The 25,381-nt window shown below is 72.4% G+C and carries 29 protein-coding genes and 1 riboswitch; of the genes, 17 read left to right on the top strand and 12 right to left on the bottom strand.

The genetic code is table 11. From position 1 onward, the window contains the following. Nucleotides 1-89 precede the first annotated feature (89 nt). From ACIGEZ_RS20675 to ACIGEZ_RS20665, 3 genes are all read left to right on the top strand, one after another. Entirely contained in the window at nucleotides 90-1,115 is a 1,026-nt protein-coding gene (locus ACIGEZ_RS20675) for a 6-phosphofructokinase (RefSeq protein ID WP_399833053.1), read from the top strand. A gap of 116 nt (nucleotides 1,116-1,231) precedes the next feature. Further along, nucleotides 1,232-2,182, top strand: coding sequence for a cytochrome c oxidase assembly protein (locus ACIGEZ_RS20670; RefSeq protein WP_399833051.1), 951 nt, complete (start codon nucleotides 1,232-1,234; stop codon nucleotides 2,180-2,182). A 78-nt stretch (nucleotides 2,183-2,260) separates the two neighbouring features. Then, the gene (locus tag ACIGEZ_RS20665) at nucleotides 2,261-2,470 is read left to right on the top strand and encodes a hypothetical protein (protein WP_399833257.1); all 210 of its coding nucleotides are present in this window, start codon (nucleotides 2,261-2,263) and stop codon (nucleotides 2,468-2,470) included. 3 nt (nucleotides 2,471-2,473) lie between these two features. On the opposite strand, the gene ACIGEZ_RS20660 is transcribed toward ACIGEZ_RS20665, so the two are convergent. Next, nucleotides 2,474-3,457, bottom strand: coding sequence for a DUF3048 domain-containing protein (locus ACIGEZ_RS20660; protein ID WP_399833049.1), 984 nt, complete (start codon nucleotides 3,455-3,457; stop codon nucleotides 2,474-2,476). Between the two features lie 82 nt (nucleotides 3,458-3,539). Here ACIGEZ_RS20660 and ACIGEZ_RS20655 point away from each other — a divergent pair, with 82 nt between their 5' ends. Together ACIGEZ_RS20655 and ACIGEZ_RS20650 are read left to right on the top strand one after the other, a co-directional pair. Further along, the gene (locus ACIGEZ_RS20655) at nucleotides 3,540-4,256 is read left to right on the top strand and encodes a lysophospholipid acyltransferase family protein (RefSeq protein WP_399833253.1); all 717 of its coding nucleotides are present in this window, start codon (nucleotides 3,540-3,542) and stop codon (nucleotides 4,254-4,256) included. A gap of 64 nt (nucleotides 4,257-4,320) precedes the next feature. Beyond that, on the top strand, nucleotides 4,321-5,355 hold the full coding sequence (locus tag ACIGEZ_RS20650) for an NAD-dependent epimerase/dehydratase family protein (protein ID WP_399833047.1): 1,035 nt from the start codon (nucleotides 4,321-4,323) through the stop codon (nucleotides 5,353-5,355). Between the two features lie 51 nt (nucleotides 5,356-5,406). On the opposite strand, the gene ACIGEZ_RS20645 is transcribed toward ACIGEZ_RS20650, so the two are convergent. The 8 genes from ACIGEZ_RS20645 to ACIGEZ_RS20610 form a co-directional block, all read right to left on the bottom strand. Continuing rightward, nucleotides 5,407-7,029: an alpha/beta hydrolase gene (locus ACIGEZ_RS20645; protein ID WP_399833045.1), complete on the bottom strand. Its 1,623-nt coding sequence runs from the start codon at nucleotides 7,027-7,029 to the stop codon at nucleotides 5,407-5,409. 141 nt (nucleotides 7,030-7,170) lie between these two features. Further along, nucleotides 7,171-7,932 carry an urease accessory protein UreD gene (locus ACIGEZ_RS20640; protein WP_399833251.1) on the bottom strand — a complete coding sequence of 254 codons (762 nt, stop codon included), beginning with the start codon at nucleotides 7,930-7,932 and terminating at the stop codon, nucleotides 7,171-7,173. Further along, nucleotides 7,929-8,606: an urease accessory protein UreG gene (ureG, locus tag ACIGEZ_RS20635; protein WP_399833043.1), complete on the bottom strand. Its 678-nt coding sequence runs from the start codon at nucleotides 8,604-8,606 to the stop codon at nucleotides 7,929-7,931. Before ureG ends, ACIGEZ_RS20640 begins: the two co-directional genes overlap by 4 nt. A gap of 27 nt (nucleotides 8,607-8,633) precedes the next feature. After that, a complete protein-coding gene (locus tag ACIGEZ_RS20630) occupies nucleotides 8,634-9,296 on the bottom strand; it encodes an urease accessory protein UreF (RefSeq protein WP_399833041.1) in 663 nt (220 codons plus the stop codon). An 8-nt stretch (nucleotides 9,297-9,304) separates the two neighbouring features. Continuing rightward, the gene (locus tag ACIGEZ_RS20625; protein WP_399833039.1) at nucleotides 9,305-11,026 is read right to left on the bottom strand and encodes an urease subunit alpha; all 1,722 of its coding nucleotides are present in this window, start codon (nucleotides 11,024-11,026) and stop codon (nucleotides 9,305-9,307) included. Further along, entirely contained in the window at nucleotides 11,019-11,357 is a 339-nt protein-coding gene (locus ACIGEZ_RS20620) for an urease subunit beta (protein ID WP_399833037.1), read from the bottom strand. Before ACIGEZ_RS20620 ends, ACIGEZ_RS20625 begins: the two co-directional genes overlap by 8 nt. A gap of 16 nt (nucleotides 11,358-11,373) precedes the next feature. Then, nucleotides 11,374-11,676: an urease subunit gamma gene (locus ACIGEZ_RS20615; RefSeq protein WP_399833035.1), complete on the bottom strand. Its 303-nt coding sequence runs from the start codon at nucleotides 11,674-11,676 to the stop codon at nucleotides 11,374-11,376. A 210-nt stretch (nucleotides 11,677-11,886) separates the two neighbouring features. Then, complete coding sequence (locus ACIGEZ_RS20610) at nucleotides 11,887-12,171, bottom strand: type II toxin-antitoxin system Phd/YefM family antitoxin (protein WP_399833033.1); 285 nt, start codon at nucleotides 12,169-12,171, stop codon at nucleotides 11,887-11,889. Nucleotides 12,172-12,227: 56 nt separating this feature from the next. On the opposite strand from ACIGEZ_RS20610, the gene ACIGEZ_RS20605 reads away from it, so the two are divergent. The 3 genes from ACIGEZ_RS20605 to ACIGEZ_RS20595 all read left to right on the top strand — a co-directional run bounded on the left by ACIGEZ_RS20605 (nucleotide 12,228) and on the right by ACIGEZ_RS20595 (nucleotide 14,157). After that, entirely contained in the window at nucleotides 12,228-12,851 is a 624-nt protein-coding gene (locus ACIGEZ_RS20605; RefSeq protein ID WP_399833031.1) for an ATP-dependent Clp protease proteolytic subunit, read from the top strand. Between the two features lie 7 nt (nucleotides 12,852-12,858). Next, nucleotides 12,859-13,164: a hypothetical protein gene (locus ACIGEZ_RS20600; protein WP_399833029.1), complete on the top strand. Its 306-nt coding sequence runs from the start codon at nucleotides 12,859-12,861 to the stop codon at nucleotides 13,162-13,164. 315 nt (nucleotides 13,165-13,479) lie between these two features. Then, nucleotides 13,480-13,677, top strand: a riboswitch (cyclic di-AMP (ydaO/yuaA leader). A 3-nt stretch (nucleotides 13,678-13,680) separates the two neighbouring features. Further along, nucleotides 13,681-14,157 carry a C40 family peptidase gene (locus ACIGEZ_RS20595; RefSeq protein WP_399833027.1) on the top strand — a complete coding sequence of 159 codons (477 nt, stop codon included), beginning with the start codon at nucleotides 13,681-13,683 and terminating at the stop codon, nucleotides 14,155-14,157. A 105-nt stretch (nucleotides 14,158-14,262) separates the two neighbouring features. Here the strand turns inward: ACIGEZ_RS20595 and ACIGEZ_RS20590 are convergent, their stop codons facing one another. From ACIGEZ_RS20590 to ACIGEZ_RS20580, 3 genes are all read right to left on the bottom strand, one after another. Further along, entirely contained in the window at nucleotides 14,263-14,694 is a 432-nt protein-coding gene (locus ACIGEZ_RS20590) for an ATP-binding protein (RefSeq protein ID WP_399833025.1), read from the bottom strand. A 203-nt stretch (nucleotides 14,695-14,897) separates the two neighbouring features. Then, on the bottom strand, nucleotides 14,898-15,509 hold the full coding sequence (locus ACIGEZ_RS20585; protein ID WP_399833023.1) for a hypothetical protein: 612 nt from the start codon (nucleotides 15,507-15,509) through the stop codon (nucleotides 14,898-14,900). Nucleotides 15,510-15,538: 29 nt separating this feature from the next. Further along, nucleotides 15,539-16,774 (bottom strand): 8-amino-7-oxononanoate synthase, encoded by a 1,236-nt coding sequence (locus tag ACIGEZ_RS20580; RefSeq protein WP_399833021.1) that lies wholly within the window; start codon nucleotides 16,772-16,774, stop codon nucleotides 15,539-15,541. Between the two features lie 142 nt (nucleotides 16,775-16,916). On the opposite strand from ACIGEZ_RS20580, the gene bioB reads away from it, so the two are divergent. From bioB to ACIGEZ_RS20535, 9 genes are all read left to right on the top strand, one after another. Next, entirely contained in the window at nucleotides 16,917-18,155 is a 1,239-nt protein-coding gene (bioB, locus tag ACIGEZ_RS20575) for a biotin synthase BioB (RefSeq protein WP_399833019.1), read from the top strand. Further along, a complete protein-coding gene (locus ACIGEZ_RS20570; protein ID WP_399833017.1) occupies nucleotides 18,148-19,428 on the top strand; it encodes an adenosylmethionine--8-amino-7-oxononanoate transaminase in 1,281 nt (426 codons plus the stop codon). The genes bioB and ACIGEZ_RS20570 overlap by 8 nt, the downstream gene beginning before the upstream one ends. Nucleotides 19,429-19,501: 73 nt before the next feature. Then, complete coding sequence (bioD, locus tag ACIGEZ_RS20565; RefSeq protein ID WP_399833015.1) at nucleotides 19,502-20,218, top strand: dethiobiotin synthase; 717 nt, start codon at nucleotides 19,502-19,504, stop codon at nucleotides 20,216-20,218. Nucleotides 20,219-20,236: 18 nt separating this feature from the next. Further along, the gene (locus ACIGEZ_RS20560) at nucleotides 20,237-20,581 is read left to right on the top strand and encodes a VOC family protein (protein ID WP_399833013.1); all 345 of its coding nucleotides are present in this window, start codon (nucleotides 20,237-20,239) and stop codon (nucleotides 20,579-20,581) included. Between the two features lie 26 nt (nucleotides 20,582-20,607). Continuing rightward, nucleotides 20,608-21,474, top strand: a complete 867-nt coding sequence (locus tag ACIGEZ_RS20555) for a TIGR03621 family F420-dependent LLM class oxidoreductase (RefSeq protein ID WP_399833011.1) — start codon at nucleotides 20,608-20,610, stop codon at nucleotides 21,472-21,474. A 43-nt stretch (nucleotides 21,475-21,517) separates the two neighbouring features. Beyond that, nucleotides 21,518-21,955, top strand: coding sequence for a GNAT family N-acetyltransferase (locus ACIGEZ_RS20550; protein ID WP_399833009.1), 438 nt, complete (start codon nucleotides 21,518-21,520; stop codon nucleotides 21,953-21,955). 196 nt (nucleotides 21,956-22,151) lie between these two features. Continuing rightward, nucleotides 22,152-23,486: a hemolysin family protein gene (locus ACIGEZ_RS20545; protein ID WP_399833007.1), complete on the top strand. Its 1,335-nt coding sequence runs from the start codon at nucleotides 22,152-22,154 to the stop codon at nucleotides 23,484-23,486. After that, nucleotides 23,483-24,502, top strand: coding sequence for a hemolysin family protein (locus ACIGEZ_RS20540; RefSeq protein WP_399833005.1), 1,020 nt, complete (start codon nucleotides 23,483-23,485; stop codon nucleotides 24,500-24,502). The genes ACIGEZ_RS20545 and ACIGEZ_RS20540 overlap by 4 nt, the downstream gene beginning before the upstream one ends. Nucleotides 24,503-24,569: 67 nt before the next feature. Then, nucleotides 24,570-25,352: an SGNH/GDSL hydrolase family protein gene (locus ACIGEZ_RS20535; RefSeq protein WP_399833003.1), complete on the top strand. Its 783-nt coding sequence runs from the start codon at nucleotides 24,570-24,572 to the stop codon at nucleotides 25,350-25,352. Nucleotides 25,353-25,381: the final 29 nt, after the last annotated feature.

Below are 25,381 nucleotides of genomic sequence, written 5' to 3'. Positions count from 1 at the left end.
CCCCGCCACCCTGCACCGATAGGGTGGCGGGGATCCCAGCCGGACGACGTGGTCCGGGAGTCGGCCCACGTTGCAAAGGTTTTTGGGCTATGCGCATTGGTGTGCTCACCTCCGGCGGAGACTGCCCCGGTCTGAACGCCGTCATCCGGTCCGTCGTGCACCGCGCCGTCGTCGACCACGGTGACGAGGTCATCGGCTTCCACGACGGGTGGAAGGGCCTCCTGGAGTGCGACTACCGCAAGCTGGACCTCGACGCGGTGGCCGGCATCCTCGCCCGCGGCGGCACCATCCTCGGCTCTTCGCGGGTGCAGCCCGCCCACCTGGTCGACGGCGTCGAGCGCGCCCGGGGCCACGTCGCCGACCTCGGGCTCGACGCGATCATCCCGATCGGCGGTGAGGGCACCCTGAAGGCCGCGAACCTGCTCTCCCAGGCGGGCCTCCCGATCGTCGGCGTGCCGAAGACCATCGACAACGACATCGCCTCGACCGACGTCACGTTCGGCTTCGACACCGCCGTCACCGTGGCGACCGAGGCCCTGGACCGGCTGAAGACCACCGCCGAGTCGCACCAGCGGGTGCTGATCGTCGAGGTCATGGGCCGGCACACCGGCTGGATCGCCCTGCACTCCGGCATGGCGGCCGGCGCCCACGCCATCGTGGTGCCCGAGCGGCCCTTCGACATGGACGAGCTGACCGCCCGGGTCGGCGAGCGCTTCGCGGCGGGCAAGCGCTTCGCGATCGTCGTGGTCGCCGAGGGCGCGAAGCCGCGCGAAGGCTCGATGGACTTCGAGACCGCCGGCACCGACATCTACGGCCACGAGCGCTTCACCGGCGTGGCCAACCAGCTCTCCGTCGAACTGGAGCGGCGCCTCGGCAAGGAGGCCCGCCCGGTGATCCTCGGCCACGTCCAGCGCGGCGGCACCCCGACCGCGTACGACCGCGTCCTCGCGACCCGCTTCGGCTGGCACGCGGTGGAGGCGGCGCACCGCGGCGAGTTCGGCATGCTGACGGCGCTGCGCGGCACGGACATCGAGCTGGTGCCGCTGGCGAAGGCCGTGGAGACCCTGAAGACGGTCCCGGCGGAGCGCTACGCCGAGGCGGAGTGCGTGATCTGAACACCTTTCCGCGCGGCTTCCCTGCGCCACGAACCGCCCCCGGTCGCAGTCGCGGCCGGGGGCGGTTCTAGTCTGGTGCGGACAACAAGCGCGAATCGGGCTCCAGGAGTAAGCACATGGATCACAGCGGGCACGGCATGACGATGGATCTGCCGCCGTTCACGCTGGGGCGGGCCCTGGAGTTCTCCCCCGACCTGTTCTTCCTGCTCGGCTCGCTCGCCGGCCTCGGCCTGTACGGCTGGGGCGTCGCCCGGCTGCGGCGGCGCGGCGACGCCTGGCCGGTGAGCCGCACGGTGTTCTTCACCGTGGGCGTGCTGAGCATCGCCCTGGTGATGTGCACCAAGCTCAACGACTACGGCATGGTCATGTTCAGCGTGCACATGGTGCAGCACATGGTGATCTCCATGCTGTCGCCGATCCTGCTGCTGCTCGGCGCTCCGGTGACGCTGGCGCTGCGGGCGCTGCCGGTGGCGGGCCGGGGCTCGACGGGTCCGCGCGAGCTGCTCCTGAAGCTGCTGCACAGCCGGTACATGCGGATCATCACGCATCCGGCGTTCACGATCCCGATGTTCATCGCGAGCCTGTACGGGCTGTACTTCACGCCGCTGTTCGACACCCTGATGGGGTCCAAGGCGGGCCACATCGGGATGATGGTCCACTTCCTCATGGTGGGCCTGGTGTTCTTCTGGCCGATCATGGGCGTCGACCCGGGCCCGCACCGGCCGGGCTACGTGATGCGGATGCTGGAACTGTTCGCGGGCATGCCGTTCCACGCCTTCTTCGGCATCGCACTGATGATGGCGACCGAGCCGATGGTGCAGGCGTACCGGAACCCGCCGGCCTCGCTGGGCATCGACGCGCTCACCGACCAGAACGCGGCGGGCGGCATCGCCTGGGCGTTCAGCGAGATCCCGTCCGTCCTCGTGCTGATCGCGCTGGTGTACCAGTGGTACCACTCCGAGCAGCGGCAGGCGGTCCGCACGGACCGGGCCGCGGACCGGAACGGGGACAAGGAGCTGGAGGCGTACAACGCGTATCTCGCCTCGCTCCAGGCCCGCGGGCGGTAGCTGCCCGCCCTGCTCCCCGCCGAGGGGTGGCGCACGCCCTGTCCCAGGGGTCACGATGGCTCTGAGGAGGGCGGAGCGATGATGTCCGGTCCTACGAAGACGATGGGTGTGCTCACCTTCGCGGCGCTGGTGCTGACCACCGCGTACACGGTGGCCCTCGGCAGCAGCGGCTGGCTCTGGTTCGGCTGGGTGGTGCTCGGCGTGGTCACCATCGGGATGGCGGCCGCGGACAGCGGCGAGGCCCATGCGCGCCCGGTCCGGCGCCGCCGCCCGAAACCGCAGCCCTGAGGGTCATCCCGCCAGCAGCACCCACACCTGACCGGCCGCGAAGTTCAGCGGCGCGCCCGCCGGTGTGGTGAAGGCGGTGCCGGAGGCCGGGTCCGGCCGGCTCCAGCGGGCCGCGAAGGCCCGTCCGTCGCGCAGCACCTCGGCGGTGCCGGTGCCGGTCGTCACGGTGTACGGGGAGACGGCGCCCAGGAAGTCGTGGAAGCGCGAGGGCCGCACGGTGACGTGCTGCACGACGACGGTGGCCGGCTTCAGCGGCCCGTCGGAGCGGCCGTCCATGGTGACGTGCCAGGCCCGCTCGGCGGGCGTCCAGGTGAAGGTGTAGCGGGCGGCGGGGAAGCGCACCGTACGGCTGTTGACCGGGGTGCCGTCCACCGGGGCGGGGCCGAAGCGGAAGCCGATGTCCTTGACGGCGCCGGCCTCGGGGGCGGCGCCGAGCGCCCGGGCGGGCCGCAGGTAGAGGTTGTGCGGGGCGGCACGGGCGTTGTCGCGGACGAAGGCGGCGGGCGCGCCGGCCTCGTCGACCAGGTGGAGCGGGGCGGCCCGCAGCAGCGGAGTGAGCGCGCTCTGGGCGCCGGAGTAGGCGAGGGCCGGGCGGTCGAACTGGCGCAGCAGGGCGAGGTCGGACTCGCGGGCGCTGCGGACCGGGCCGGCCCGGTCCGGGAGCCGGGAGGCGTAGACGGCCATGAGCCGGGTCTGGCCGGACTCCACCTGTTCGACGTAGACGAGGTCGGCGGCGTCGAGGCCGGTGTGCGGCCGGGCCGGCGGCACGTTGTCGATCTTGACGGCGAGGACGGGGGCCGGCCGCGCGGGCAGTCCGGTGAGCGGCGAGACGCCGCCGGGGCGGGGAGTGGCGGGCACCGGCGCGGGCGTCGGTGCCGGCTTCGGCGGGCCCGAGTCGGAGCAGCCGTACAGACCGGCGGCCGTCACGGCGCACAGTACGGCGGTGACGGCTGGGCCGGGACGCCTGTGCCCGCGCGCGCCTGCCATCGGTCCCGCTCCTCCCCACCAGTGGACCACGCCCATCTCCGCGGATACAAAGGGCTTGACGGACGATGAACGGGGGTTGTCGGTGTTCTACTACGTGATGAAGTACGTGCTGCTCGGCCCGCTCCTGAAACTGCTGTTCCGGCCGCGGGTGGAGGGCCTGGAGAACATTCCCGAGGAGGGTGCGGCGATCGTCGCCGGCAACCATCTGTCGTTCTCCGACCACTTCCTGATGCCGGTCATGCTGGGCCGCCGGATCACCTTCCTGGCCAAGCAGGAGTACTTCACGGGGCCCGGCCTCAAGGGCCGGCTGACCGCCGCGTTCTTCCGCAGCGCGGGGCAGATCCCGGTGGACCGGTCCGGCAAGGAGGCGGGGCAGGCGGCGATCCGCGAGGGGCTCGCCGTGCTCGGCCGGGGCGAGCTGCTCGGCATCTATCCCGAGGGGACGCGCTCGCACGACGGGCGGCTGTACAAGGGCAAGGTGGGGGTCGCGGTGATGGCGCTCACGGCCGGCGTGAAGGTGGTGCCGTGCGCCATGGTGGGCACCTTCGAGATCCAGCCGCCGGGGCGGGTCGTCCCGCGGATCCGGCGGGTCACCATCCGTTTCGGCGAGCCGCTGGACTTCTCCCGCTACGCGGGCCTCGCCGGGGAGAAGGCGGCGGTGCGCGCGGTCACGGACGAGATCATGTACGAGATCCTGGCGCTGTCGGGTCAGGAGTACGTCGACGAGTACGCGGTCAAGGTGAAGGCCGCGGACAACGGCCGGGGCGGGTCCGGGAAGTTCCCGCCGGCGGAACGCTGAGGGCGGATCCGCGCACGGCGAAAGAGCCTGGGCCGGCCTGCCCGGGGGCCGTAGCGTCGCACCCATGACCAAGGGAAACGCGTTCGTGCTGGGTGCGACGGGACAGGTGGGACGGGCGGCCGTGCGGGCGCTCGTGGCGGACGGCTGGGAGGTGACCGCCGCCTCGCGACGGGGCGGCCGGGACGAACGGTGGCCGGCGGAGGTCCGGTCGGTGGCGGTGGACCGCACCGAGGAGGGGGCGCTCGCGGCGGCGCTCGGCGGGGGCACGGACGTCCTGGTGGACATCGTGGCCTACGACGCCGCGCACGGGCGGCAGTTGACGGGGCTCGCCGACCGGATCGGCTCGGCCGTGGTGATCTCCAGTGTCGCCGTCTACGAGGACGAGCAGGGGCGGAACTTCGACACGCAGGACGAGCCGGACGGCTTCCCGCGCTATCCGCTGCCCCTTCCGGAGACCTGGCGCACGGTCGCGCCGGGCGATTCCTCGTACAGCACCCGGAAGGTGGCTCTGGAGCGGGAGCTCCTCGCGGCGGGCGACCGGCTGCCGACCACCCTGTTGCGCGCCGCGGCCGTCCACGGCCCGTACAGCCCGGGACCGCGCGAGCTGTGGTTCGTGAAGCGGGCGCTGGACGGCCGTCCGGTGCGGATCCTGGCGGAGGGCGGACGGTCCCGCTTCCACCCGGTGCACGTGGACAACCTGGCCGAACTGATCCGGCTGGCCGCCACGCACCCGGGCAGCCGGGTGCTCAACGGCGCCGACCCGGAGGCCCCGATGGTCGCCGAGATCGGCGCGGCGATCGACGCGGCGATGGGCGTGAGCAGCGAGACGATCCTCTTCGAGGGGCCTGCGGGGAAGGACATGGTCGGCTACACGCCGTGGACGACGCCCCATCCCACGGTCTGCGACATGTCGGCCGCGGAGCGGGAGCTGGGCTACCGGCCGGTGGTGACGTACGAGGAGTCGCTGCCCGGCACGATCGCGTTCCTGGCCGCGACGGTGGCGGAGCGGGACTGGCGGGACGCCTTCCCCGGCCTGGTGAAGTACGGGGTGGACTTCTTCGACTACGCGGCCGAGGACGCCTGGCTCGCCGCGCGCTGACCAGCGGAGGGGCGGTCGCCGTACGGCGACCGCCCCTCTGTGGTGCGGGTGTTACGGCTTCGGCGTGGCGTGCGGCTCGCAGGTCACGTCCTTGCTGTCCACCTTGCCGGTGAGCAGGTAGGTCTCGACCTTCGGGTTGATGCAGGAGTTCACCAGGCTGGTGACGCCGTGCGAGCCGGCGTTCTTCTCGGTGATCAGTCGCGAACCCTTGAACCGCTTGTGCAGCTCGACGGCGCCGGCGTACGGCGTCGCGGCGTCACGCTCGGACTGGACGATGAGCACCGGCGGCAGGCCCTTGCCGGTCTTCACGTCGGTCGCCCGCTCGCGCGGCGTGGACCAGGTGGCGCAGGGCAGGTTCATCCAGGCGTTGGCCCAGGTCATGAACGGGTACTGCTCGTGCAGCCGGGAGTTGTCCCGGTCCCACTTCTTCCAGCTGGTCGGCCAGGGCGCGTCGGCGCACTCGACGGCCGTGTAGACCGCGTTGCCGTTCTCCGACGCGATGTTTCCGGCCGTGTCGGTGAGGTCCGCGGCGGCACCGTCGATGAGCGGCTGCGGGTCACCCTGGGCGTAGGCGCTCCAGGCCTCCGCGACCGGGGCCCACGAGGAGTCGTAGTACGGGGCGCTCTGGAAGAAGCCGATGAGCTCGGCCGGGCCGACCTTGCCGCCGAGGGGGTTCTTCTTGGCGGCGGCGCGCAGGGTCACCCACTGCTGCTGCACCTCGGCGTAGGTCTTGCCGAGGTGGTAGGCGTCGTCGTGCTGGGCGACCCAGGTCATCCAGTCCTTGAGACGCCCCTCGAAGGCGATGTCCTGTTCCAGGTTGGCCTGGTACCAGATGTTGCTCTTCGCCGGGTTGACCACGCTGTCGACCACCATGCGGCGCACGTGGTCCGGGTACATCGTGCCGTAGACGGCGCCGAGGTAGGTGCCGTAGGAGACGCCGACGAAGTTGAGCTTCTTCTCGCCGAGCGCGGCCCGGATGACGTCCAGGTCACGGACGGTGTTGCGGGTGGTCATGAAGGGCAGCATGTCGCCGCTCTTCTCGGCGCAGCCCTTGGCGTACTCGGCGGCCAGCTTGCGCTGGGCCAGCTTGTCCGCCTCGCTGTCCGGGACCGGGTCCGGCTTGGGGCCCTTGACGAACTCGGTCGGGTCGACGCAGGAGATCGGCGCCGAGTGGCCGACGCCGCGCGGGTCGAAGCCGACGAAGTCGTAGGCCTTGGCGGCGTTCGCCCAGATCGCGTTCTTGGTGGTGACCCGGCGCGGGAAGCGCAGGCCCGAGCCGCCGGGGCCGCCCGGGTTGTAGAGCAGCGCGCCCTGGCGCTCGGCGGCGGTGCCGGTGGCGCCGATGCGGTCGACGGCGATCTTGATCTGCTTGCCGTCGGGGCGCGCGTAGTCGACCGGAACGGAGACCCAGCCGCACTTGATGGGCTTCTCGAGCCCCCAGTCGGCCGGACAGTCCTGCCAGTCGATACCGGCCTTCGCGGCGCGGGCGGCGGCGATGGTCGCGCCGCGGGCCTCGTCGTCGCGGTCGTGGCGGCTCTGCGCGCTGGCCGTCGGTGCGGCCAGCGCGCCGACTATGAGCGTCGCCGTCATCAGAGTGCCGGCGGAGCCGAGCACTGCTGTGCGTCTCAAGTGGTTCCTCCCCCTCGGTGGGCGCCGCCCCCGTGGCAGCGCCATGGTGGGCTGTCCGGGGGATCCTTTCGTCCTTGGGGCCTCCGGTAAAAGGGCGTACACGTGTTTCTTTGCCGAACCAATAACCGGAGAGCGGTGTACCGCTGAGCGGGACTCCGCCGGAACTCCACCGGAAATCGCGGGAACTCACCGAGGAGCGAGCAGCTCCAGCCCCTCGTCCAGGGCGCGGCGCAGCGCAAGCGCGTCGGGCGCGACGGCGGTGACCAGGGCGGCGGGGCCGGCGAGGCGCACCAGCACGGCGTACTCACCGACAAGTCGGGATTCGACCGGCTTGAGCTGGTTGTCCCCTTCTATGGCGAAGTCCGGGTAGACGACGAGGAGTTGCCCGGTGGCGCGGTGCCCGCCGAGGACGGCGGCGCCGTCCCAGCCGCCGGGGGCGCCGGGTCCGTACGCCAGCTCCTGGTCGAGCAGCGGGCGGCCGCCGCGGCGCACGGTCAGCCTGGTGGTGAGGGTGCCGGGCAGCTCACCGTGGCGCCCGAGGATCTGCTCCTCCCGGAGCACCAGCCGTGCGTCGGCGGCGAGTTCGACCGTGGTCCGCATGCGCAGCTCGGAACCCTCGGCCGAGACCAGCTGTTCGGGCAGCCAGCGCAGCTCCGCGCCCCGGCCGACGGTGAGCGCGAGATCGTACGTTGCGGGGACGCCGTCGGAGCCCGGCAGGGCGACGGTCGCGGCGGCGGAGTCGACGAGCAGCCGCGCCCCGTCCCGTACCTCGGTGTGCAGGGCGAGCCGGTCACCGCCGAGCGGAGCACTCATCGCGCCGACGACGGTGACGCGGGTGTACGGGCCGGGGGCGCGGGTGCGGCGCAGGGCGAGCGGCCCGTCGCTCTCCAGGACGGGCAGCGAGCCGTCCGCTCCCGCGACGATCCTGGCGGTGGCGCGCAGGCTCATGCGGTCCATGCCGCGAGGCGGCCGCGGACCCAGTCGGCGACGGGGGCGACGCCCTGCTCGGAGCGGAGCGAGGTGAAGGCGACGGGCAGTTCGCCGCGCTGTTCCCCGGCGTCGCGGGCCATCCGCGCCAGGTCGGAGCCGACGTACGGGGCGAGGTCGGTCTTGTTGACGACGAGGAGGTCGGCGGTGGTGACGCCGGGGCCGCCCTTGCGCGGGATGTCGTCGCCGCCGGCCACGTCGATGACGAAGATCTGGGCGTCGACGAGGCCCTTGGAGAAGGTGGCGGTGAGGTTGTCGCCGCCGGACTCGACGAGGACGAGGTCGAGCGGGCCGACCGAGTCCTCGAGCTCCTCGACGGCTTCGAGGTTGGCGGAGATGTCGTCGCGGATCGCGGTGTGCGGGCAGGCGCCGGTCTCGACGGCCGTGATCCGCTCGGGCGGCAGGACGGCCTCGCGGAGCAGGAACTCCGCGTCCTCGCGGGTGTAGATGTCGTTGGTGACGACGGCGAGGGAGAGGGTGTCGCGCAGTTCGCGGCACAGGGCGGCGACGGTCGCGGTCTTGCCGGAGCCGACCGGGCCGCCTAGGCCGATGCGCAGGGCGCGGCGGCTGCCGTCGGGGCGGTGGGCGTCGGCGGAGACGGCGGGGCCGTGGGAGTGGCCGTGGTCGAGGTGCATGGGCGGGCTCCTTGCGGGCTACGGGTGTCAGGAGGCGAAGAGGCGGACGGGCCAGGCCGCGTGCTGTTCGGCGGTGAGGTCGAGCAGCGGGGCCGAGGCGGCGGGCAGCGCGTCCAGGCCCTCGCGGGCCGCGGCGGTGGCACGTGCGGCGACCTCGTCCATGGCGGGGGCGAGCCGGGCGAGGACCGCGGTGGCCTGGAAGGGGTCGAGGCCGAGCAGGCGTACGACGGCGGTGGCGGGGCCGCCGACCGTCTCGTAGGCGACGCAGTGCGCGGCGTCCTCGGGGCCGAGCCCGGCGGCCCGGGCGGCGGTGCCGAGGACGACGGGCTGGTGGGCGCCACGCGGGAACGCGGTGGCCAGCCGGTCGAGTTCGGGGCCTGGCCAGGCGGCGCGGGCGGCCCGCATCAGCTGCCGGCCGAGCCTGCGGGCGGCGGCGCGCAGGGCGGGCGAGGGGGTACGGGCGTCGGCGGCGGCGTCGAGCTCGTACGGGTCCGCGCCGAGGGCGGCCGCGGCGGCGAGCGCGGCCGCGGTGAGCCCGGTGGTGTGCAGCCGGCCCCGGCAGAACGCCTCCAGGTCGGCGGCGTCCCGGAGCCGGCCGGCCTTCACGGCGGCCTCGGCGCCGCCCGAGTGGGCGTGCCCGCCGGCGGGGAACCGCCCGTCGGCGAGCACCAGGAGAGCAGAGCGGGTCATCGGGGCCCTCAGAACAGGAAGTAGCGCTGGGCCATGGGCAGTTCGGCGGCGGGGGCCGGCTCGACCGGTTCGCCGTCGATGGTCACCGAGAAGGTGTCGGCGTCGACCTCGACCCGGGGCATGGCGTCGTTCTCCCGCATGTCGGCCTTGGTGATCCGCCGGGTGGATCCGATGGCGGTGAACTCCTTGTGCAGGCCGAGCCGGTGCGGCAGGTCGTCCTCGATGGCCGCCTCGGCGACGAAGTTGACCGAGCCGGCCGCGGCCGCCCGCCCCAGCGCGCCGAACATCGGCCGGGGCAGCACGGGCTGGGGGGTCGGGATGGAGGCGTTGGCGTCACCCATCTGGGCGTACGCGATCTGGCCACCCTTGACGACGGCGAGCGGCTTGACGCCGAAGAAGGCGGGCTCCCACAGCACCAGGTCGGCGAGCTTGCCGGGTTCGACGGAGCCGATGAGGTGGCCCATGCCCTGGGCGACGGCCGGGTTGATCGTGTACTTGGCGACATAGCGACGGGCGCGGTGGTTGTCGGCGGCGCCGTCGCCGGGCAGGGCGCCGCGCCGCTTCTTCATGACGTGGGCGGTCTGCCAGGTCCGCATGATCACCTCTCCGATGCGGCCCATGGCCTGGGAGTCGGAGGAGATGATCGAGATGGCGCCGATGTCGTGCAGGACGTCCTCGGCGGCGATGGTCGAGGGCCGGATCCGGGACTCGGCGAAGGCGAGGTCCTCGGGGACGGCCGGGTTGAGGTGGTGGCAGACCATCAGCATGTCGAGGTGCTCGTCGATGGTGTTGACCGTGTGCGGCCGGGTCGGGTTGGTCGAGCTGGGCAGCACGTGCGGCTCGGAGACGACGGTGATGATGTCGGGCGCGTGCCCGCCGCCCGCGCCCTCGGTGTGGTACGCGTGGATGGTGCGGCCGGCTATGGCGGCGAGGGTGTCGCCGACGAAGCCCGCCTCGTTGAGGGTGTCGGTGTGGATGGCGAGCTGGGCGCCGGTCTCCTCGCAGACTCCGAGGCAGGCGTCGATGACGGCGGGGGTGGCCCCCCAGTCCTCGTGGATCTTGAATCCGAGTGCGCCGCCCCGCAGTTGGGAGTGCATCGCCTCCCGGGACATGGTGTTGCCCTTGCCGAGCAGGCCGATGTTGACGGGAAAGGTGTCCAGGGCCTCGAACATCCGGGCCATGTGCCAGGGGCCGGGGGTGATGGTGGTGGCCTTGGTGCCCTCGGCCGGTCCCGTACCGCCGCCGACGAGAGTGGTCACGCCGGTGGCCAGGGCCTGTTCGACCACGGTCGGCGAGATGAAGTGGACATGGGTGTCGACGGCTCCGGCGGTGACGATCCGGCCGTTGCCGACGATCACCTCGGTCTCGGGCCCGATGACGAGCTCGGGGTGGACCCCGTCCATGGTGTCGGGGTTGCCGGCCTTGCCGAGGGCGGTGATCCGGCCCTCGCGGATACCGATGTCGGCCTTGACGATCCCCCAGTGGTCGATGACCACGGCGCCGGTGATCACGGTGTCGGGGGCGCCCTCGGCACGGGTGGTGCGGGACTGGCCCATGGACTCGCGGATGACCTTGCCGCCGCCGAACACGGCCTCCTCTCCCGCCCGCCCCGGGCCGCCGGAGCGGTCCTCCTCGATCTCGACGAGCAGGTCGGTGTCGGCGAGCCTGATGCGGTCGCCGGTGGTGGGGCCGAACAGGTCGGCGTAGACGGCGCGGTGCAGCTCAGGCACGGTCGCCTCCGTTCGTCGCGGACTCGTCGAGGGGTCCCGCGGTCTCGCCGCGCAGGCCGGGCACGATCCGGCGGCCGGCGATCGGCACCAGCTCGACCTCGACGGGGATGCCGGGCTCGAAGCGGACGGCGGTGCCGGCGGCGATGTGCAGACGCAGTCCGCGGGCGGCGGCGCGGTCGAAGCCGAGCCCGGGGTTGGCCTCGGCGAAGTGGTAGTGGGAGCCGACCTGGACGGGCCGGTCGGCGGCGTTGAGGACGGTGAGGCGGGTGACGGGGCGGCCCTCGTTGAGGGCCACCGGACCGGCACCGTAAAGGATCTCTCCGGGAATCATCGGTGGCGGTCCGCTCTCAGACGATCGGGTCATGGACGGTGACCAGCTTGGTCCCGTCGGGGAAGGTGGCCTCGACCTGGACGTCGTGGATCATCTCGGGGATGCCGTCCATGACCTCGTCGCGGGTGAGCACCTTGCGCCCGGAGGCCATGAGCTCGGCGACCGTGCGGCCGTCCCGGGCGCCTTCCAGCACATGGGTGGTGATGAGGGCGACGGCCTCGGGATGGTTGAGGCGCACGCCGCGTGCCCTGCGCTTCTCGGCCACGTCGGCCGCGACATGGATGAGCAGCCGTTCCTGCTCGTGGGGGCTGAGTCGCACGCTTCCACCTCACTGTCGTCCACCGGGGTCACTCCCGGACAGCAGCGGACCCTACAGATCTTCAACACTCTGTTGACCTGCACGGATGGCCCGCTGGGCCAGACATTGCACGTTAGGGCGGAAGTTTTTCCGGCTCGTTAACTCGGGCTTTGCGTGGGCATGGTCATCGGCCCGGGCGGCCGCCGGGTGACCCGCGAGGGCGACGGAGGGCTATGCGCGGGGGGCGCCCGGGTCCTGGTGGTGGGCCGCGATGCCGAAGCGGCGCTGTTCACCCGGAGCGGACGGGACGGGCCGGACGCCCGAGACCGAGCTGATCACCTGCTCCTCGGCCGGCTCCGCCAGGTTCTCCAGTCGTTCCAGGTCAGCGGCGGAGACCAGGGCGACCAGCGGCTTGCCGTGGCGGGTGACGACCACGCGCTCGTTGCCGTAGACGACGCGGTTGATCAGATCGGCGAGCTCTGCGCGGGCTTGCGTCACCGGAATCTCGTAGGCCATGCTCCTCATCTTACGGTCTGTACGTCCTGTACATTTTCAACAGGGAGGTCTTCGCCATGGATGCTCGCCACGTCCTGCCCGAGTTCACCGAGCGCACGAGCTTCGGAACCCGCACCCTCGACCCGTACTCGAAGCTGCTCCAGGAGCGGATCGTCTTTCTGGGCACGCCGATCGACGAGACCGCGGCCAATGACGTCATCGCCCAGCTCCTGCACCTCGACTACGCCTCGCCCGAGCAGCTGATCAGCCTCTACATCAACTCCCCCGGGGGTTCGATCAGCGCCATGACCTCGATCCACGACACGATCCGCACGGTCTCCTGCGATGTGGAGACCACCTGCCTCGGCCAGGCCGTCGGCCCCGCCGCGGTGCTGCTCGCGGCCGGCTCGCCGGGCCGGCGACTCGCGCTGCCCGGGGCCCGGATCGTGCTTCAGCAGCCCACGCTCGACGAGCCGTTGCAGGGCCAGCCGAGCGATCTGGACATCCAGGCCCGGGAATTGCTGCGCCAGCGCGAGCTGGTGGTCAGGCTGCTCGCCGAGCACACCGGGCAGAGCCCCGAGCGGACCGACGCCGACATCGACCGGACCACGGTGCTCGACGCGGCCGCCGCCCGCGCCTACGGCCTGGTGGACCACGTCCTGAAGACCCGCCACGCGTCCACCGGTACCGGGGAGGAGTGAGCCCGCCGTGGTCCCGGAGCTGCCGCAGCTGCCCGCGCTGACGCGCGCCGAGGGTGAGTTCGTCGACGCCTACCTCGAAGTCGTCGACCTCCTGGGCAGAATCAATCCATCCAGGTCCTCGCATACCTATGGGGCACTTCGGGCCGCCCAAGCGCTGGTGGGGCGGGCGACGGCCCTGCGCGAGGCCCTGACACTCATGCATATGCGGGGCGAGAGCGAGGTCCACGCGGAGACATTGGCCCGTGCGCTGCGGGTGTTGGACGGGGAGCGGAGGGCCGGGCGGGTCACCGTGCCCGGGGAGTCGGCGAGTTGACAGTTGCGCGTGTCGTGTCCAGGTCCACCCGGGGCAACGCGGCCGCAGAATCGCTCCCCCGTTCGGCGTATTCGATGCATCGACAGAGGGCTCAGGCAAGTTGCGCAACAGGTGTACGCATCTGGCGGAATGGGGCGTTCCACGCCTGGTACGGAGCTCGTCGGGCAAACCTCTGAAGATCGAGAAAGCCGACTGTCCACCCGTATGGATCAGTCGTGAGGAGCCTCACATATCGCCGTTTCAACTCGGATTTCGCCCATGGTGTGAGTCAAGATCCCTGTCGACGACAAGCCCCCGCCACCCGAGGCGGGGCGGTCCGGGCGGACGCCGAGTCCTGCCGCCGTTCCGGACGTCTGGTCGACAGGAGTGGATCGGCAGGAGTGGAGGACCCGAGCAACACGGGACGTGCGCGCAGTGCGGACGTTCCTCGGGGTGAAGCCGCAGCCGCGGCCGGGCATCTTCGCCTGCCCGAACCCGACAGGTCATCCTTCACAGGCGGCTGACGAAGGGTTGCGCATGACTGCGCAGATGCATGTCCCGTCCCTGCTGTCCCGGGCCGGAGCCGTCTCGGCTCTCACCCTCGCCGCCGTCGGCGGCACGCTGCTCGCCCCAGGAGCGGCACCGGAGGCCCAGGCAGCGACGTCCTACGCCAACAAGGCGCTGAACGTCGCCGCCTCGAAGAAGGGATCGCCCTACAAGTACGGCGCCTCCGGCCCGACCCGTTTCGACTGCTCGGGCCTCACGGTCTACTCGTACAAGAAGGCGGGCAAGTCGCTGCCCCGCACGGCGCAGCAGCAGTACAACAAGACCCGGCACGTCTCGGCTTCCGGCCGGCAGAAGGGGGACCTGGTCTTCTTCCACTCCGGCGGAAGGGTGTACCACGTCGGGATCTACGCGGGTAACAACAGGATCTGGCACTCGCCGAAGACCGGTTCATGGGTGAAGCTGGACAAGATCTGGAGCTCGAAGGTCTCTTACGGCCGGGTCCGCTGATTCGCCGTCCCGCTGATCCGCCGTCCCGCTGACGCACGGTGCGGGAGGGGGCGCCCGGTGGCGCCGCCGGCCCCCTCCTCCCGCCGCCCGCTCGGCCGGGCCCGCTCAGCCGGGGAGCACGGCCGTCCAGGGCAGGTTGATCCAGACCGTCTTGCCGCCCTCCGCCGTGGGCGTGACCGCGAGCCGGCCGCCCGCCCCGGCCGTCAGGGAGCGGATGATGACCATGCCGCGGCCGTTGTCCTGCTGGACCGCGGCCGGGAGGCGCTGCGGCCAGCGGGGGTGGCTGTCCGTGACGCCGATGTGGAGCAGTGCGTCGCACTCCAGGCGGATGTCGACCGTGAAGGTGGGAGACTGGCCGAAGGTGTGCTGGACGGCGTTGGTCGCCAGTTCGGAGACGATCAGTCGGACCGCGTCCGCGGTGTCGGTGTCGCCCTCGAGCCCCCAGGAGACGAGGACGTCGGCGACGTATCTCCGGGCGGCGGAGACCGAGGCGGGATCGCTCGGCAGCGTGAGTGTTGCTTCCTGGTGGTCTGCCATCGCGACGCTGTCCCTTTCCCACCGGGGCCCGGCCCCGGATTGCGCTTCGCGTCAGAGTGCCACCGATGCTGCCGCCGTGGGCAGCGATCCACCAAGATATCCGGATATCTGTCGCCCGAAGCGGTGAACTCCGCTACGGGCGACCGGATCGGCCCTGGCAAGGCGCCTTACGAAACGGCTTCCGAGGCGCCTTGCGAGGCGCCTTACGACACGAAGCCGACGACCCCGAACCCGGGGCGCGACTCCACGTGCCGCAGCCAGCCCATGACGTCCATGACGGCGTCCACGACCTCGGAGTCGAGCGGCGGTGCGTGGCCGTCCTTCTTGGTCTGCTCGAACTGCTCGAGCGCCGCCAGGCACTGCTCGTGCGTCCACTCGCCGCAGCGCGGCAGGTCGTAGGTCGGCACCACGTCGGGCATGCCCCCGTAGTAGCCGAACTCCGCCACCGACACCGCCGTGATCCGCAGCGCCCGCAGCCCCTCGTCCACCATCTCCAGCCAGTCCCCGCGGAACGGCGAGAAGCACGAGTTGTCCAGGAAGGACCCGGTCAGCGAGCACAGCCGCTTGTAGGCGTAGCCGTACTGGAAGGCGTACTGACGCTGCGCGTCGAACGGGCCGCCGTACACCACCGCGCGCAGCGCCTCGTACGCCGTGGGCGCGCCGTCCGCGATCTCCGAGGAGAACCAGTCGTCGGCCGAGGCGAGGTCGGCGGCGAAGGAGTCGCGGATGACCTGGAGCAGCTGGTCGTCGCGCGAACCGACGAGGTCGTGGGCGGCCTTGGGGTCGAGCAGGTACACGCTCAGCGAAGAACTCATGCCCTCAACTTAGCGAGCACCACTGACAGTCAGGCCGCGCCCTCCGGCGCCGTCCGCACGATCGTCGCCACGGCCTGCTCGATCTGCGCGTCCGTCAGGTCGGCGCGGGCGGTCAGGCGGAGCCTCGAGACGCCGTCGGGGACCGACGGGGGGCGGAAGCAGCCGACGCCGAGGCCGAGTTCACGGCAGTCGGCGGCCCACCGGAGCGCCTCGCTCGGGCCGGGGGCGCGGACCGAGACCACGGCGGCGTCGGGCCGTACGGCGGTGAGGCCGGCCTCGGTGAGCAGCCGGTGGAGGGTCGTGGCGACCGTACGGGCCCGGGCGGCGAGCGCCGGCTCGGCGGCGATCAGCCGCAGGCTCGCGAGCGCCCCGCCCGCGGCGGCGGGGGCCAGGCCGGTGTCGAAGATGAAGGTACGGGCGGCGTTGACCAGGTGCTCGATCACCCGGTCCGGGCCGAGGACCGCGCCGCCCTGGCTGCCGAGGGACTTGGACAGGGTGAGCGTGGCGACCACGTCCGGGTCACCCGCGAGCCCCGCCTCGTGCAGCGCGCCGCGTCCGCCGTCGCCGAGGACGCCGAATCCGTGGGCGTCGTCGACGACCAGGCCCGCGCCGTACGCCCGGCAGGTCTCGGCGAGGGCGGTGAGCGGGGCCCGGTCGCCGTCCACGGAGAAGACGGAGTCGCTGACGACGAGGGCCCGGCGGTCCGGGTGGGCGGAGAGGGTCTTGGCGACGGCCTCGGGGTCGGCGTGCGGCACCACGGCCGTCTCGGCGCGCGCGAGCCGACAGCCGTCCACGATGGAGGCGTGGTTGCCGGCGTCGGAGACGATCAGCCCGTCCCGGGCCGAGAGCGCGGTCAGCGCGGCCAGGTTCGCCGTGTAGCCGGAGGAGAAGACCAGGGCGGCCTCGAAGCCGCAGAACGCGGCGAGTTCGCTCTCCAGCCGGGCGTGCAGCCGGGTCGAGCCGGTGACGAGCCGCGATCCGGTGGAGCCCGCGCCCCAGCGCCGCGCCGCTTCGGCCGCCGCCTCGGTGATCTCCGGGCGGCGGGTGAGTCCGAGGTAGTCGTTGCCCGCGAGGTCGAGCAGGCCGGACTCGGCCGTCCGGGGCCGCAGCGTCCGCACGAGGCCCGCCGCCGCGCGCTGCCGTGCGGCGGCCTCGGTCCAGCCGAACGCGGCCCGGCGCGGGTCCGGCCCCGCCGTCCTGTCCTGCGGGTCCCCGTACGGGTCCTCGTGCAGGTCCCCCGGCAGGTCCTCGGCGTACGACGGCATGGCAGATCCTTTTGTAGGCAGCGCACAGACCCTAACCGGCCCGGGCCGAGGTCAGGGTGTGGCCATACACACACCTCCAATGGCGTCGTTTGTTCGGATCCTCCTTGGCCGCGGGGTGTGCGGTAGGCGAGGATCAGCGCTTATGGACCTGCTGAACACGCTGGTGGAGAAGGGGCTGCGGCGCGAGTCGCCGACCCGTGAAGAAGCGCTCGCCGTGCTGGCGACCTCCGACGACGACCTGCTCGATGTGGTGGCTGCGGCCGGCAAGGTCCGCCGTCAGTGGTTCGGACGGCGGGTGAAGCTGAACTACCTGGTCAATCTGAAGTCGGGCCTGTGCCCCGAGGACTGCTCGTACTGTTCGCAGCGGCTCGGTTCGACCGCCGGGATCCTCAAGTACACCTGGCTCAAGCCGGACGAGGCCTCCGCCGCGGCCGCCGCCGGCGTCGCGGGCGGCGCGAAGCGGGTCTGCCTGGTGGCGAGCGGCCGGGGTCCGACGGACCGGGACGTCGACCGGGTCGGCAAGACCATCGAGGCCATCAAGGAGCAGAACGAGGGCGTGGAGGTCTGCGCCTGTCTCGGTCTGCTCTCCGACGGCCAGGCCGAGCGGCTGCGGGCGGCCGGCGCCGACGCGTACAACCACAACCTGAACACGTCCGAGGGGACGTACGGCGAGATCACCACCACCCACACGTACCAGGACCGGGTGGACACCGTGCAGAAGGCGCACGCCGCCGGTCTGTCGGCCTGCTCGGGTCTCATCGCCGGCATGGGCGAGAGCGACGAGGACCTCGTCGACGTCGTCTACGCGCTGCGCGAGCTCGACTCGGACTCCGTGCCGGTGAACTTCCTGATCCCCTTCGAGGGCACGCCGCTCGCGAAGGAGTGGAACCTCACCCCGCAGCGCTGCCTGCGGATCCTCGCGATGGTGCGGTTCGTCTGCCCGGACGTCGAGGTCCGCATCGCGGGCGGGCGTGAGGTCCACCTGCGCACGATGCAGCCGCTCGCGCTGCACATCGCCAACTCGATCTTCCTCGGCGACTACCTCACCAGCGAGGGGCAGGCCGGGCACGCCGACCTGGAGATGATCGCGGACGCGGGCTTCGAGGTGGAGGGGGCGGGGACGACCACGCTGCCCGCGCACCGGGCCGACGCGCTCGCCGCGGCCGGTGGCGGATGCGGGTCGCCTGCCGAGGCCGGTGGCGGGTGCGGGTCGCACGCGGGCGCCGGTGGCGGGTGCGGGTCGCATGCCGAGGCCGGTGGCGGGTGCGGGCCTTGTGGCGGTGCCGCCGCGGAGGTGCCCGCGGCGACCGCGGACGCCCGTACGGACCTCGTGGCAGTGCGCCGCCGGGGCGCCGGGACGGATCTCGCGCCGAATGCGTAACGACGAGCTCCTCGCCCTGGACCGGGCGCACGTCTGGCACCCGTACGGGCCCATGCCGGGCCGTGTCGATCCGCTGGTCGTCGCGTCCGCGTCCGGGGTACGGCTCCGGCTGGCCGAGTCGGTCGACGGGCAGGACGAGTTGGTCGACGGCATGTCCTCCTGGTGGTCGGCCATCCACGGCTACAACCACCCGGTGCTCAACGAGGCGGCGCGCGGCCAGCTCGACCGGATGAGCCATGTGATGTTCGGCGGGCTCACCCACGAGCCCGCCGTCCGGCTCGCCGCGCGGCTCGTGGAGATCACGCCCGAGCCGCTCCGGCACGTCTTCCTCAGCGACTCCGGGTCCGTCGCCGTCGAGGTCGCCGCCAAGATGTGCCTGCAGTACTGGCGCTCGGTCGGCCGGCCCGGCAAGCACCGGCTGCTCACCTGGCGGGGCGGCTACCACGGGGACACCTGGCAGCCGATGTCGGTGTGCGACCCCGACGGCGGGATGCACCAGTTGTGGTCCGGGGTCCTGCAGCGGCAGGTCTTCGTGGACGCGCCGCCGGTCGCGTACGAGGAGTCGTACGCCGAGCTGCTGCGCGAGACCATCGGCCGGCACGCGGACGAGCTGGCCGCGGTGATCGTGGAGCCGGTGGTGCAGGGCGCGGGCGGTATGCGCTTCCACTCGCCCGAGTACCTGCGGGTGCTGCGGGAGGCGTGCGACGCGCACGACGTGCTGCTCGTCTTCGACGAGATCGCCACCGGGTTCGGGCGTACGGGGGCGTTGTTCGCCGCCGACCACGCCGGGGTCTCGCCCGATGTGATGTGCGTGGGGAAGGCCCTGACCGGAGGCTACCTGTCGCTGGCGGCGACGCTGTGCTCCGGGCGGGTGGCGGACGGGATCTCGCAGGGCGAGGTCCCCGTCCTCGCCCATGGCCCGACGTTCATGGGCAACCCGCTCGCCTGCTCGGTCGCGCTCGCCTCGATCGATCTGCTGCTCGGGCAGGACTGGCAGGTCGAGGTCAAGCGCATCGAGGCCGGACTCCGCGAGGGGCTCGCACCCGTGTCCGCGGTCCCTGGTGTCCGCGACGTCCGGGTGCTCGGCGCGATCGGGGTCGTCCAGCTCGACCACGAGGTCGACATGGCGGCCGCCACGCGGGCCGCGGTCCGCGCGGGGGTCTGGGTCAGGCCGTTCCGGGACCTGATCTACACGATGCCGCCGTTCGTCACCGGGGACGCGGACGTGGCGCGTATCTGCTCGGCGGTGAAGGCGGCCGCGGGGGCGGGGTGACGGTGGGTTCGACCCCGTGGGCCGCCGCCGTCCGGCGCGGCACCGTTTTCCGAGTCAGAAAGGACCTCTCGTCATGACCGTCATCGTCGTCAGCGGCACCGGTACGGAGATCGGCAAGACCGTCGTCACCGCCGCCGTCGCCGCGGTCGCCACCGCTGCCGGACGCTCCGTCGCCGTGCTGAAGCCCGCCCAGACGGGGGTCGGCCCGCACGAGGCGGGGGACGCGGATGAGGTGCTCCGGTTGTCGGGGGCGGCCAGCGGCACTGAACTGGCCCGTTTCCCGGAGCCGTTGGCGCCCGCGACGGCGGCGCGGCGGGCCGGGATGGCGCCGGTCGGGCCCGCCGAGGTCGCGGAGGCGGCCCGGAAGCTGGCCGCCGAGCACGACCTGGTGCTGGTGGAAGGCGCCGGCGGGCTCCTCGTACGGTTCGACGGTGAGGGTGGCACCCTTGCCGACGCTGCCCGGCTGCTCGGCGCACCGGTGCTGGTCGTCACCCCGGCCGGACTCGGGACGCTCAACAACACCGCCCTGACGGCCGAGGCGCTGCGGGCGCGCGGCATCGAGCAGCTGGGCGTGGTCGTCGGCAGCTGGCCGGACGCTCCGGATCTGGCCGCGCGGTGCAATCTGACGGACCTTCCGGAGGCTGCCGCGGCGCCCCTGCTGGGGGCGGTGCCGGAGGGGGCGGGCGCGCTCGGCGTCGAGGACTTCCGGGCGGCGGCGGCCACGTGGCTGGCGCCCGCGCTCGGCGGCACCTGGGACGCTGTCGCGTTCACGGCGGCGGCCCGGGCCTGAACTCCGTACCCTTGCCGCATGCGCGCACGTGTTCAGGAGATCGTGTTCGACTGCGCCGACCCGGCCGCCCTGGTGCGGTTCTGGTCGGAGCTTCTGGGAGGGGCTCCGGTCGACCGGAGCCCCGGCTGGTCGTACGTGGACCCGCCGGGGTTCGTCCGGATCGCGTTCCAGCGGGTCCCGGAGGGCAAGGCCGTGAAGAACCGCGTCCATCTGGACGTGGAGGTGGCCGATCCGGGCGCGGCGGCCGGGGAGGCGCAGCCGCTCGGGGCACGGCGGGTCGGCGGGATCGTGACCGACGAGCAGGGGTCCTTCCAGGTGATGCGTGATCCCGAGGGGAATGAGTTCTGCTTCGTGACGGGTTGAGGGGACGTCACCAAGGAGGTTCTGCCGTGTCTTCGCCGTTTCGTTTCGCCGTGAACATGCTGACGCCGCCCGGCTCCGGGAGCGAGTGGCGGGCGCGCTGCCGCCGGGCCGAGGAGCTGGGTTACGACGTGATCCAGGTCCCGGATCATCTGGGCATGCCCGCGCCGTTCCCTTCGCTGGTGGCTGCGGCCGAAGCCACGACCCGGCCGCGCGTGGGGACGTTCGTGCTCAACGCGGGGTTCTGGAATCCGTCCCTGCTGGCCCGCGAGGTGACCACCACGGCCGCGCTGACCGAGGGGCGGTTGGAACTGGGGCTCGGTACGGGGTATGTGCCGGGCGAGCACGAGCAGGCCGGGATCCCCTTCCTGCCGCCGCGCGAGCGGGTCGACCATCTCACCCGTACGGTCGAGGAGCTGGCCGAAGCGCTGAAGTCGCCGCGTGTCCCGCTGCTGATCGGCGGGAACGGGGACCGGGTGCTGCGGCTCGCCGCTCGGCACGCCGAGGTGACGGCGTTCTCCGGTGGCCGGTTCGACGGCGACACGCCGACCCTGCTGACGGCTGAGGAGCTGGCCGCGCGCGTGGCGGCGTACGAGGGCTTCGAGAGGCGGGCCGGGCGGGAGACGCCCGCGGAGCGGAATCTGCTGCTCCAGCGGGTGATCGTGACCGATGATCCGGACAGGGCCGTCGCGGAGTTCCTCGCCCTGGCGCCGTACCTCGACGAGAAGCAGGTGCGTGAGTTGCCGATCCTCGCCATCGGCACGGTGCGGGAGATCGCCGACCGGCTGGTCGGGCTGCGGGAGCGGTTGGGCATCTCGTATCTGGCGGTGCTCGACGACGCCATGGAGGCCTTCGGTCCCGTGATCGCGCTGCTGCGGCGGGAGTCCGCCCGCTGAAACACGGTCGACGGGCGGGGCCGGCCGGTGGTGGGATGCCACCATGGATGATCTTCGGATACGGGCCGCGGTGGCGGCCGACCTCGATGCCGTACTGGCCTTCTGGCGGACCGCCGCCGAGGGGACGAGCATCAGCGACGATCGCGCCGGGGTGGAGCGGCTCGTCGAGCGTGACCCGGAGGCCCTTCTGCTCGCCGATCGGGAGGGAGAGCTGGTAGGGACGGTGATCGCCGGGTTCGACGGCTGGCGCTGTCATCTCTACCGGCTCGCCGTGCACCCCGGCCACCGGCGCCGGGGAATCGGCCGCGCTCTGCTCGCGGCGGCCGAGGAGCGGTTCGTGCGGCTCGGCGGGCGGCGTGCGGACGCGATGGTCCTCGACCACAACGAGCTGGGGCGGAAGGCCTGGCGGGCGGCGGAGTACGGGCCCGAGGAGCAGTGGACCCGGTGGGTGAAGCCACTGGCGGCAGCGGCCGGGGCCTGAACGCCGTTCCTGCTTTGCTGATCCTTTACCATTGGTGTCCCTGACCACCGATCATCCGATCGACTCCACGTACGACCGAAAGGTGTGAGCGTCCGCCCATGGGCGAGCCTCCCAGTAGCCGTTCCCGAAGCCGACATCGCGCGGTCCTCCCTCCCCTGACTGATCATGGGATGCGTCGAGGGACGGAGGTGAACCGATGACCGAGGTGCTGCTGCTCCTCGTGGCGCTGCTGCTCTCGCTCGCCTGTGGTGCCTTCGTCGCGGCCGAGTTCTCGCTGACCACGGTCGAGCGCGGCGAGCTCGAAGCCGCCGTCGAACGCGGCGAGCGCGGCGCGGCCGGCGCGCTGAAGGCCGTGAAGTCGCTCACCTTCCAGCTGTCCGGCGCACAGCTCGGCATCACCGTCACCAACCTGGTCGTCGGCATGCTCTCCGAGCCGTCGATCGCCAAGCTGATCCGCGGCCCGGTCGAGGCCCTCGGCTTCTCCCCCTCGGTCGCCTCCTCGGCGGCCCTGGTCATCGGCACGGGCCTGTCGACCGTCGTCCTGATGGTCGTCGGCGAGCTGGTCCCCAAGAACTGGGCGATCTCCTCGCCGCTCGCGGTCGCCAAGGTGGTGGCCACCCCGCAGCGGATCTTCACCGCCGCGTTCAAGCCGCTGATCAGCCACCTGAACAACACGGCCAACCGGATCCTGCACCGGATCGGCATGGAGCCCACCGAGGAGCTGGCCTCCGCCCGCTCCCCGAAGGAGTTGGTGGCCCTCGCCCGTCACTCCGCCAAGGAGGGTGCCCTGGAGGCGGACACCGCCGAGCTCTTCGTCCGCACCCTCAACCTGGCCGAGCTGACCGCGGAGAACGTGATGACTCCGCGCGTCCAGCTCACCGCCCTCGACGTGCAGGCCACCGCGGAGGACGTCGCCAACGCGACCCGAGCGACCGGGCTCAGCCGCTTCCCCGTCTACCGGGGCAACCTCGACACGGTCGTCGGCATCGCCCACATCAAGGACGTGCTCGCGATACCGGCCGACGAGCGCCCGCGCCGCCGGATCGGCGACCTGGTGCGCGAACCGCTGCTCGTGCCCGAGAGCCTGACCGTGGACAAGCTGCTCGACCGGCTCTCCGGGAAGCAGACCATGGCCGTCGTCATCGACGAGTACGGCGGTACGGCCGGCGTCGCGACCCTGGAGGACATCGTCGAGGAGGTCGTCGGCGAGGTGCGCGACGAGCACGATCCGCACGAGACGCCGGACCTGGCGCGCGCGGGCGAGGACGCGGACGGTCACGCCCTGTGGTCCGCCGACGGAGCCGCCCGCACGGACCAGCTGGAGACCATCGGCCTGAGGGTGCCGGAGGGCCCGTACGAGACCCTGGCGGGCGTGCTCGCCACCGAGCTCGGCCGGATCCCGGCCGTCGGCGACAGCGTCCAGCTGGCCGGCTGGCGGCTCGACGTGGTGGATGCCTCGGGGCGGCGCGCGGCCCGCGTGCTGATGCACGCGCCGCTCCCCCGTGACGAGGACGGGGAGGCGCACCGATGACCGCGATCCAGTTGCTGATCGGCTTCGCGACCCTGGTCGTCAACGCCTTCTTCGTCGGCGCCGAGTTCGCCCTGATCTCCGTGCGCCGCAGTCAGATCGAGCCGCACGCGGAGTCCGGCGACCGGCGGGCGCGCAGCGTCATCTGGGGCCTGGAGCACGTCTCGGCACTGCTCGCCGCCGCCCAGCTCGGCATCACGCTGTGCACCCTGGTGCTCGGCATCGTGGCCGAGCCGGCCATCGCGCACCTGCTGGAGCCGGTGTTCGACGCGGTCGGCGTGCCGCACGGCCTGGTGCACCCGATCTCGTTCGTGATCGCGCTGTCGGTCGCCACGTATCTGCACATGCTGCTCGGCGAGATGGTCCCGAAGAACATCGCGCTGGCCGAACCGACCCGCACCGCGCTGCTGCTCGGCCCGCCCCTGGTGGCCCTGGCGCGGGCACTGCGTCCGGTGATCTTCGCGATCAACGCCTTCGCCAACGGGATCCTGAAGCTGCTGAGGGTGGAGGTGAAGGGCGAGGTCGCGGCCACCTTCTCGGACGACGAGCTGGCCCGGATGGTCACCGACGCGGGTGACGCGGGCCTGCTCGACGACCGGGCCGCCGAGCGGTTGCACGACGCCCTGGAGCTGGGCCGGCGCCCGGTTCGAGACGTCGTGATGTCGGTGGAGAAGGTCGTGTACGCGCAGGTCGGCACCACTCCGGAGGAGCTGGAGGCGCTGTCGGCGCGCTCCGGGTTCTCCCGCTTCCCGGTGGTCGACGAGGGGCAGCGGATCCTCGGCTACCTCCATGTGAAGGACGCCCTGGACGTCAGCCCGCGCGACCTGCCGTTCCCGGTCGCGTCGCTGCGGCCGATCGCCCGGGTGCGGGCGGCGACGCCGATGGACGACGTCCTGACCGCGATGCGGCGCAGCCGGACCCATCTGGCTGCGGTCCTCGACGAGGACGGCAAGCTGGCCGGCATGGTGACGATGGAGGACGTGCTCCGCGAGCTGGTGGGCCGCCCGTCGGCGCCGTAAGGCATGGACCCGGGTCGTGAGGCGGCCCGGGGCCCTCGCGCATACCGCACGGTATGATCGCACCGCCATGGAGATGAATGCCACGTACACCAGTCTTGTCGCCCTCGGCGACAGCTTCACCGAGGGAATGTCGGACCGGCAGCCCGACGGTTCCTACCGGGGCTGGGCCGACGTCCTCGCCGGCCGCCTCGCCGCGCGCACCCCGGGGTTCCGCTACGCGAACCTCGCCGTGCGCGGCAAGCTGATCGGCCAGATCGTCGACGAGCAGGTGGACACGGCGGCCGCGATGAAGGCCGACGTCGTGACACTGGTCGGCGGACTCAACGACACCCTGCGCCCCAAGTGCGACATGGGCAGGGTGCGCGGCCTGCTCGGCGAGGCCGTGGAGCGGCTCGCCCCGTCCTGCGGGCAGCTGGTCCTGATGCGCAGCCCGGGCCGCAACGGCCCCGTCATGGAGCGCTTCCGCCCCCGCATGGAGGAGCTCTTCGCGTACGTGGACGAGCTCGCCGCCCGGCACGGCGCCCTGGTGGTCGACCTGTACGGCGCCCCGGCCCTCGGCGACCCGCGGCTGTGGGACGTGGACCGGCTGCACCTGACCGCGGAGGGCCACCACCGGGTGGCCGAGGCCGTCTGGCAGACCCTGGGCCTCGCCCCCGAGCACGACTGGCAGGCCCCGCTGCCGCCGGCCGTCCACCCGGGCTGGGCCAGCCGGCGCCTCGCCGACGCCCGCTTCGCCAGGGAGCACCTGGGCCCGTGGATAGGCCGCCGCCTGACCGGCCGCTCCTCGGGCGACGGCCGCGCGCCGAAGCGCCCGGAGCTGGCGCCGTACGAGGTGCCGGAGACGCCTTGAGGGCGGCGGCGGGTCGTGACGTGACGCCC

Source organism: Streptomyces sp. NPDC085481, from assembly GCF_044541845.1.
GTDB lineage: Bacteria > Actinomycetota > Actinomycetes > Streptomycetales > Streptomycetaceae > Streptomyces.
The sequence above is the reverse complement of the archived record's forward strand: the minus strand, read 5'-3'. Positions and strand labels throughout refer to the sequence as shown.